The following is a 6,615-nucleotide window of genomic DNA, read 5'->3' on the forward strand; positions in this document are numbered from 1 at the left end:
AATATTAACAGTATAAACACGGTTTTAGAATTATTTTTTAATCTGTACAGGTTAGTCTAATGCTGCTGAGAACATTTTACTACATAATACAGGACTTTACTGAGAGCTAAACATGAGGCAGATATAAATTTTTACTACCTAATCTTAAATTTTTAATCAAGAAACATCAGTGACTATGATCACCAAAAAAGAGTAATCCTAAAATTTGGTATAAATTGGAGAATTTTGTGTAAGTAGGTTGACGTTGAAAATTGTCGTTATGGCAAGGCAAAAGGCAAGAGGCAAGAGTGAAGAGGGTTTGGGCGATTTTACTTTTCTTTACACAGATTGGTTTTATTGTGTTCACCTACTTATATAAATGTAAAAACGCAAGTTACTACCCTCTTAAGTATATTATTACTCATCCTTTAGTGGAGTGCTAATTGCTAAATAGGCAACTTTGGCAGCGGCTTGTTCAGCGGCTTTAATAGAACGCCCTTTACCTTGTCCTAGCATTTTTTCATATAGCCAAACTTCAGCAAAGAAGCGTTCATGATTGTGGTGGGGTTGACTGATTTCTAAAACTCGATATTCTGGAAGAACCTTAAATTGTGCTTGAGTCCATTCTTGTAAGGCTGCTTTATAATTGAGTCTAGCAGGGTCAAGACGGATTTCTGTGGTTAGTTGCTGGAAATGGGGATCTAACCAAGGACGAATCAGGTTAAGGTTGTTGGTACTCAGGTACAGCGCCCCTAGAACGGCTTCAAAGGAGTCTGCTAATCGTGATTCTTGACCAACATGATCAGCGGTGGCACTACCAGCTACTAGTAAATATAATTCTAAACCATATTCTCTTGCTAGTTGGGAAAGAATGCGATCGCTCACCAAGACCGAACGAATAGCCGCAAAATCACCGACTGAACAATCAGCATAATGTTCCCATAATACCACGGCAGCCACTAGGCGTACCACTGCATCGCCAACAAACTCTAGCTGTTCATAATTGGCAGTATCAGAAACCGTGGGATGAGTGAGTGCTAAATCTAACAATTCCCATTTAATAGGTGCATTTAGTGACAAACCTAACTTTTGGACTAAACTTTCAAGCTGCCGTTGACGGCGGGGATAAACGCGGGACATTGAGTAAGTTGGGAAAAAAGGGCTAATGACTCTTAACTTAGCATTAAATTATAGGGTATAAATAAAAGTTGTTTTTTGTGCAAAAACTTACAGTGTCAATATTCTCGAAAGTTGAACTATGCGGGGAATGTGAAATTGGCGATCGCTAGTCTTGCAGTTAGCATTAGTTACACTACAATAAAAATATCAAAAAATATCAACAGGATAAATAAATTGATGATCAATACACACATTGAAAATCAGGTTCGTTATGTCACCAATGTAGATGGAAAAACAACTGATGTACTCGTACCGTTAGAACTGTGGCAACAGCTTATAAACTCTGTCAACTCTGATCATGTCAGTGGTTTAGCTTGGATTGATGAACAAGAACCAAAAGCCCAAATATTAGCTGATTTGCAAGAGTCCATAGCACAGGTAGCAGCAGGGCAAACTTTCCCAGTTTCAGAGCTTTGGGACGATATTAACCCTTAATATTTAAGCCAAAAACACCAACGTTTTTTACCATTAAGAAATTCATCAGCAGAAATAAATGGTTTAATAAATTTTTCTCCAGATGGTTCTTGAATAACATATTCTATCTTTTCTTCATCAGTCATTAAAAGGTTTCCTCCATCTGTAGGTTGGCTACTTTTAAGCATTTCTGGTATATTACCAATAGGCTGATTTCTTTTTAAAATTATTAAATCGTTTCCTTCTGCTAAATACGGATTAATATTTTTAACTTTCCTCTCTGTTGGTTCACCCTTAATATTTACATAATCAAAAACTCTCTTATTTTCAATATCCTGTAAACCAAAACCAATAATTACACAATGTACAGCAGCATTACCTTTAGCTTCATTACTCGGGAAATAATCTTTGGCTTGCTGCATAGCTTTATCGAGACTTTTCCCCCTAGATTTATGTTCTACTAAAATTACACCCTTCCAGAGTAAATCAATAAAACCTTGTTTATTATCAGCTTTTTTGACAGATTGTTCAAATGTTGCCACCCGTCGCCGAGAAATACCAAAAACATGAAAAAACCCATCCCAAAATGATTTAGCTTCTGCATCTTCTGAGGTTTCATCTTCCCATTCTTGAGAAAATGCAATCGCTCGGCTTTTAATTTCGTTCCAGCTTAATGGCATAGTAATAGTATATTTTTACTTGGTTGATGTTTTTTTATAAGTCTGTTTCAATTCGTTTAAGAAATTAAAATCCTTTTCAATAAAATTTTTCTCATGGGGATTTTCTACATTTTCTAGTGCCAAATTCAAATCTCTTTGGGCTGCTTCTAATAATTGTTCGCACAGTACCGAAGCTCTTTTTTTTGTTGTTGTATTGCTTTTCCGATCTTTAATTGCGGTTATACATTTTTTTGCTTTATCCATTCTAGCGGTTGCCCGTTTTTCTAAAAGTGTAGAATTATGAGCAAGATTAGGGTATTTTAACATAGATTCACCCACAAATTCTATCACATCATCTGGTTCACCTATCTTTTTAAGATTGACGACAGCTTTTACAATTTGACCTTCTTCTATTTTACCAGACATAGCTACAGATAAGGCTCTATTTGCCATATTTTGATAAGGAAGATTATCTTTATCAAAAGCAAGAATCTCAGCAATATTGATGAGGGTACTGGGATTAACTAAAGAAAAATCTAATTTCTTGGTTTCTAGAAAATTATAAAGTTCATGGGGAAGTTTTAATTTAGCGATAACTTCACAATACAAATCTAGTGACCTAAAATTGTACAAATCCTTTTCTAAGAGTGTTAAAACTTGAGTTTTAGCCTCTTGATACTTCTGTAAAATAACTTTGTCTTGAATTTCTTGCAATTCCCTAATAATTTGATGTCTTGGGTGTGCGGGAAGAATACAAGTTAGACTTTCTGGTTCAATTTCAAAGATTGGTTCGGGACATCCTTGTTCTCTCATTGTCCGAATAATTGTGGGGATACCCTGACCTTCTGATTGAGCTAATTGAAGTTTATTAAATAAATAAGCAAAGCTTTGATTTCTCCATTTAGGACTGGCTTTTCCTTGCGTAAATTTATCTTTATCAACTCCCCAATGTAAAGTTCCTGGAGATCTAATTTCTACTCTATCTGCAAATACTGTGATTCTGATTGGTTCAGGTACTTCATAATCACGGTGAACAATAGCATTAATTACTGCTTCTTGTAAAGCACGCATGGGATACTTAACCTGATTTGGTTTGCTACTTGTTTTATCAAATGCAGTATAGGCTTGAGTATTTAATAATTCTATTGATTTTTTAGCTTGCTCAACAATTGTTCCGGTTAAAATGTAACGTTCTGCTGTTTGTTCACTACGATCTGTCCCTTTATATATTGATAAAATAGTATATGCTTCTGGGAAATTGGATGTAATACTTGTTTTTTTCCCAAACATCAATAAGGTAAAATTTCTAGGACGTAATATACGATCTAAATCTGTGCGTACAAACAATGGAGAAACCAATTCTGCTATTTGTTCTCTATCAGAAAAATAATCTTCTAATGATTTTTCAGGAAAAAGTAACCCCATTTCCTGCATACTATCTCTAAATACAAGTATATCAATATCTGCTTCTGTAGCACGAGTATTTGTCCGTTTATCAAAATACTCTATTTCTTGTTTTTCTGTTAATAACTGCCTCAAAACACCATTTTTGGCTTCTTTAGTTTCTCGGCTGATACGAACATAATATTTAGAAGTTTCTCCGTCTCTATATATATGGGCATGACGAGTCCGTAAAACTACAAATACTAAAATTCTGGTGCTGTTATTTTCTGGGTTTTCGATTTCCACAATACGAGGTATTATGGCAGGATCAACATAATTCTGACAATATTTAGTTACCTTAAGTTCAACTTCTTTTAATTTATTAGCACTAAGACCTGTATATTGAATTTTGGGAAAACCATGCTCGTCCTTTATCTCTTTTGCTCCACAAACAACATATCCCCCACCAACATTGGCAATGTCGTTGGCAAATGCAGAAATAGTTTTTACTATGCCTTCGGCAATCTTAATATCATCTCCATTTTCTTTCCATTCTACTTGTTCACTTTCTCTACGGGCAAGCTCTTTTAAATCTATGTTGAAATTCATAAAGCGAAAATCCGTTTTATTGCTTGTTTACCATTATAGTTTTTTCACGCTTTTTGATAATTCAAACTTGATAAATTGCGTGAGCATATCCAGGTTATCTATACTTAATTATCATAGAGCGATCGCTTCAGGCGAAAAAACGAACTATGGAAAATAAAAAATCCATAATTCGTTTTCAAAGAGAGTCGGTAGTAAGCCGGGTTCTGTTCTCTTGCGAGGGCAGTTATCTATCTGGGATGTTTGTTACCAAACACCTCTAGCGGCTCTTTTCAAGCGGAACTGGTAAAAGACCAACCGTAGTTCCTCCGGCCTTGCTTCCAACTGGGGTTTACCGAGCCAACGCCTCTCGACGCTGCTGGTGCGCTCTTACCGCACCTTTGCACCCTTACCAACCAATAAATTGACTGGCGGTATCTTTCTGTGGCACTATCCTCACGATCGCTCGCACTGGACGTTATCCAGCAAGTCTGGTCTTTCGGAAGCCCGGACTTTCCTCAAACCAGTCTTAATGACTAATCTGCAACTGCCTACGCCTACTCTCTTCTTTCTCTATTTTACATTTGATTGCATACTCTGTACTACTACCTGAAAATCACTTTTTCTTATTCCAGGGTAGCGCGTAAGTCCAAGGGAGCTTTTTAATAGTAAAAGGACAATTAATAATTGACACTGGAGGAACATTTATTCCTGGCGCAATACCGACTCTCATTTCGGAAATCCGCAGCACAAGTTGTAATGAAAATTCCAAATTTTTTTTGCCATCTATAAAGTCTTTGTATAACTTCTTTTGTTTATCATTCTTCTTGATGGCAGCAATATTAATTAAGGGAGAAGCTGGTTGATATATTCCTGATTCTTTATCTCTTTGAAATACATCTTCTGCGGTGACATTTTCAGAAATTGTCTTTTTAGGAGCAATGATTGTCGGGACTTGGGGTATAGCTAAATCGCGGGTTAAGTCAGGAGATTTGCGAATCACTCGCCGGGACTGTTTGGTATGTTCAACCACGAAAGAACTATTATCCCAATCAACATATACGGCAATGCTATCTGATTTATTTTCAATACTCATTGATAACTCTTTGAGATCAGTTTCTACTTTATCTAAACCATAATTACCTGTTTTGAAGGAAATACCTACGGTGTCTTGGAGATTTTGTTCTTTTAATTGATCATCAACAGCACCAGTTTGGAAATCAACTTTTACTATATTGTCTATAGATTCAATCATGCGATTAAGTGTCCAATAGACAGTCAGTATGTAAATCATCAAAATAATCAGATTTTGGTCGCCACTTTGCATTTTTATAACCCTGATTTTCTACCATTTTCAAAATTGTAACATAGTCTAAACTATGATTTTTTTGATTTATGTGATTTATGTGATGAAGTTGTATAATGCAATTGAATGTGATTTTTACAAGTGTGACTCTAAATCATAAAAATCACAAGAATCATCCAAATCACAAGAATCATCCAAATCATAGGAATCATAGTTCAGACGTTTTATATTTCTTATTAGTAAGTCTTTTAAAGTTCAAACTAGTTTCACCGAAATTGATTAGTAACCCAATCTCAAGATTATATGCTTCTAAGTAGTTAATTGCTTGTGCAAAATGAACGTCTTCTAATTTAGTTACTGCTTTTATTTCAACTGAAATAACACCTTCGACCAAAAAATCTACTCGTCGTGTTCCTATTTGTTCTTTTTTGTAAAAAATTGGCATTTCAAATTCTCTTGCAAAAGAAATACCCGCCAATTGCATTTCAATTACCAATGCTCTTTGATAAATTACTTCTTGAAAACCATTACCCAATGTTTTATGCACAGTCATAGAACATCCAATGATTTTGGATGTCAGTTCTGAGTATTTATACTTTTCATTGATCATCTTTTCTTGACCCTAACTTACCCTACCTTACTTGATTATTGTCTAAACTATAATTATTTTGATTACTTTGATTCAATGATTACCATATTAAATCATCAGGCGTTGCTGAATCGAGGTATGAAATTTCCAAATTGAACCTTTAAAAATCTTACCTTTGCGTCTTTGCGCCTTTGCGTGAGACTAAAATTCATACCCTTAATCAGCAACGCCAATCATCATTATCACCAACATCACTACAAATCATAGTTTAGACAGATGCAGGGAAAGAAAAGCAGTTCATAAATTAACTTGCGTGTTCCCAGTCGCTGAGTGATTCAGACTGTTGATTTTTCGCTTTAGTTTTGCGGACTGGTACTTTAGGAGTCCCAATATCAACAGGAGGAAACGACTGTTTCTTTTTAGCAGACTTGGTTTCTTGTGTATTCTTCATGGCTATTTTCACTTGCTTAAAAGTTTCAACTATATTTACATTATCGAATTTGATTGATCAAATTCCGGAT

7 protein-coding genes and 1 other RNA gene are annotated in these 6,615 nt (G+C 35.3%); 1 reads left to right on the forward strand and 7 read right to left on the reverse strand.

Annotation, left to right across the window (positions count from 1 at the left end; genetic code table 11):
• Positions 1-396 precede the first annotated feature (396 nt).
• Positions 397-1,119, reverse strand: coding sequence for a ribonuclease III (rnc, locus tag IQ228_RS18010; protein WP_027401818.1), 723 nt, complete (start codon positions 1,117-1,119; stop codon positions 397-399).
• Between the two features lie 216 nt (positions 1,120-1,335).
• Here rnc and IQ228_RS18015 point away from each other — a divergent pair, with 216 nt between their 5' ends.
• Positions 1,336-1,593, forward strand: coding sequence for a hypothetical protein (locus IQ228_RS18015; protein WP_027401817.1), 258 nt, complete (start codon positions 1,336-1,338; stop codon positions 1,591-1,593).
• Here IQ228_RS18015 and IQ228_RS26740 read toward each other — a convergent pair.
• The 6 genes from IQ228_RS26740 to IQ228_RS18045 form a co-directional block, all read right to left on the reverse strand.
• On the reverse strand, positions 1,590-2,252 hold the full coding sequence (locus IQ228_RS26740) for a type IIL restriction-modification enzyme MmeI (RefSeq protein ID WP_027401816.1): 663 nt from the start codon (positions 2,250-2,252) through the stop codon (positions 1,590-1,592). The two genes, IQ228_RS18015 and IQ228_RS26740, sit on opposite strands and share 4 nt — an antisense overlap.
• Before the next feature lie 15 nt (positions 2,253-2,267).
• A complete protein-coding gene (locus tag IQ228_RS18025) occupies positions 2,268-4,223 on the reverse strand; it encodes an ATP-binding protein (protein WP_027401815.1) in 1,956 nt (651 codons plus the stop codon).
• A 176-nt stretch (positions 4,224-4,399) separates the two neighbouring features.
• An RNA gene (gene rnpB, locus IQ228_RS18030) (RNase P RNA component class A) lies at positions 4,400-4,764 on the reverse strand.
• A gap of 51 nt (positions 4,765-4,815) precedes the next feature.
• Positions 4,816-5,526: a hypothetical protein gene (locus IQ228_RS18035; protein ID WP_027401814.1), complete on the reverse strand. Its 711-nt coding sequence runs from the start codon at positions 5,524-5,526 to the stop codon at positions 4,816-4,818.
• A 187-nt stretch (positions 5,527-5,713) separates the two neighbouring features.
• Positions 5,714-6,115, reverse strand: coding sequence for a GxxExxY protein (locus IQ228_RS18040; RefSeq protein WP_027401813.1), 402 nt, complete (start codon positions 6,113-6,115; stop codon positions 5,714-5,716).
• Positions 6,116-6,398: 283 nt separating this feature from the next.
• Positions 6,399-6,545: a hypothetical protein gene (locus IQ228_RS18045; RefSeq protein ID WP_172891219.1), complete on the reverse strand. Its 147-nt coding sequence runs from the start codon at positions 6,543-6,545 to the stop codon at positions 6,399-6,401.
• Positions 6,546-6,615: the final 70 nt, after the last annotated feature.

The sequence above is a fragment of the Dolichospermum sp. LEGE 00246 genome (assembly GCF_015207865.1).
In the GTDB taxonomy this organism is placed as follows: Bacteria; Cyanobacteriota; Cyanobacteriia; order Cyanobacteriales; family Nostocaceae; genus Dolichospermum; species Dolichospermum heterosporum.

What these genes read in the sequence shown, in the direction of transcription:
- IQ228_RS18040 (WP_027401813.1), bottom strand. Translation starts at nt 6,115, where the DNA reads ATGATCAATGAAAAGTATAAATACTCAGAACTGACATCCAAAATCATT.
- rnc (WP_027401818.1), bottom strand. Translation starts at nt 1,119, where the DNA reads ATGTCCCGCGTTTATCCCCGCCGTCAACGGCAGCTTGAAAGTTTAGTC.
- IQ228_RS18015 (WP_027401817.1), top strand. Translation starts at nt 1,336, where the DNA reads ATGATCAATACACACATTGAAAATCAGGTTCGTTATGTCACCAATGTA.
- IQ228_RS18035 (WP_027401814.1), bottom strand. Translation starts at nt 5,526, where the DNA reads ATGCAAAGTGGCGACCAAAATCTGATTATTTTGATGATTTACATACTG.
- IQ228_RS18025 (WP_027401815.1), bottom strand. Translation starts at nt 4,223, where the DNA reads ATGAATTTCAACATAGATTTAAAAGAGCTTGCCCGTAGAGAAAGTGAA.
- IQ228_RS18045 (WP_172891219.1), bottom strand. Translation starts at nt 6,545, where the DNA reads ATGAAGAATACACAAGAAACCAAGTCTGCTAAAAAGAAACAGTCGTTT.
- IQ228_RS26740 (WP_027401816.1), bottom strand. Translation starts at nt 2,252, where the DNA reads ATGCCATTAAGCTGGAACGAAATTAAAAGCCGAGCGATTGCATTTTCT.